This window comes from Streptomyces cahuitamycinicus, from assembly GCF_002891435.1.
Taxonomy (GTDB): domain Bacteria; phylum Actinomycetota; class Actinomycetes; order Streptomycetales; family Streptomycetaceae; genus Streptomyces; species Streptomyces cahuitamycinicus.
Map to the genome: position 1 here is coordinate 1 of NZ_POUC01000829.1, position 1322 is coordinate 1322.

At 72.2% G+C, this 1322-nt stretch carries 2 protein-coding genes; both read left to right on the plus strand.

Going from position 1 to position 1322, the window contains the following annotated elements; translation table 11 throughout:
* The coding region (locus C1J00_RS43230; protein WP_102914216.1) for a DUF4350 domain-containing protein at positions 1-906 on the plus strand (906 nt) is incomplete at its 5' end.
* Positions 906-1322, plus strand: a 417-nt coding sequence (locus C1J00_RS43235; protein WP_180989923.1) for an AAA family ATPase, incomplete at its 3' end; no start/stop codon positions are given. The genes C1J00_RS43230 and C1J00_RS43235, both read left to right, overlap by 1 nt.

Here is a 1322-nt window from a genome sequence, read left to right on the forward strand (position 1 = left end):
AGATGTGTACAAGAGACAGCCCCCACTCAGCAGACCCGGCTGCACAAGGCGTTCGCCGACTCCCGCGGCCGCACCGTCCTGGTCGCTTCCGGCAGCGCCTCCATCGAACGGCTCGCCCCCGGCGTCACCGCGGACCCCGCCACCAGCCTCGACTCGACGCTTTCCCCCGACTGCGCCCTGCCCGCCGCCCAGCGCGCCGGCACCGCCGACACGGGCGGCGTCCGCTACACCACCACCCACCTCGGGGCCGACGCGTGCTACCCCAGCGAACGCCTGGCCACGCTGCTGCGCATCCCGGACGGCACAGGGGACGGCGACACCATCGCCCTGGGCGCGCCCGACATCCTCCTCAACGACCACCTCGACGAGCAGGGCAACGCCTCGCTCGCCCTCCAACTCCTCGGCTCCCGCCCCCATCTGGTCTGGTACCTCCCCTCACTCTCCGACGCGTCGGCCACCAGCCCCGACGACGAACGCAGCCTTTTCGACCTGCTCCCCTCGGGCTGGCTGTGGGGCACCCTGCAGCTCTTCATCGCCGCGGCCCTGGCCGCCCTCTGGCGGGCACGCCGGCTCGGCCCCCTCGTGCCCGAAAAACTCCCCGTCGCGATCCGCGCATCCGAAACCGCCGAAGGCCGCGCCCGCCTCTACCGCAAGACCGACGCCCGCGACCGCGCGGCCGACGCTCTTCGCTCCACCACCCGCACCCGCCTCGCCCCCCTCGTAGGCGTCTCCGTCACCCAGGCGCACACGCCCGAGGCCCTGCTCCCCGCCCTGTCCGCCCACCTCCACGGCGACGGCCAGGACCAGCACACCCTCCTCTTCGGACCACCGCCCAGCGACGACGCAGCACTCATCGCACTCACCGACCGACTCGACGCCCTCGAAAGAGAGGTACGCCGTCCATGATGGACCCGACCACTGACAACGCCGGGCAGACCGGGGATCCGGGCACCGCCCGAGACGCCCTTGAGGCTCTGCGCGCCGAGATCGCCAAGGCCGTGGTCGGCCAGGACGCCGCCGTCACCGGCCTCGTCGTCGCCCTGCTCTGCCGCGGCCACGTCCTCCTCGAAGGCGTCCCCGGCGTCGCCAAGACCCTCCTGGTCCGTGCCCTCGCCTCCGCCCTCGAACTCGACACCAAGCGCGTCCAGTTCACCCCTGACCTCATGCCGAGCGACGTGACCGGCTCCCTGGTCTACGACACCCGCAGCGCCGCGTTCTCCTTCCAGCCCGGCCCCGTCTTCACCAACCTCCTCCTCGCCGACGAGATCAACCGCACGCCCCCCAAGACCCAGTCGTCCCTCCTCGAAGCGATGGAGGAACGC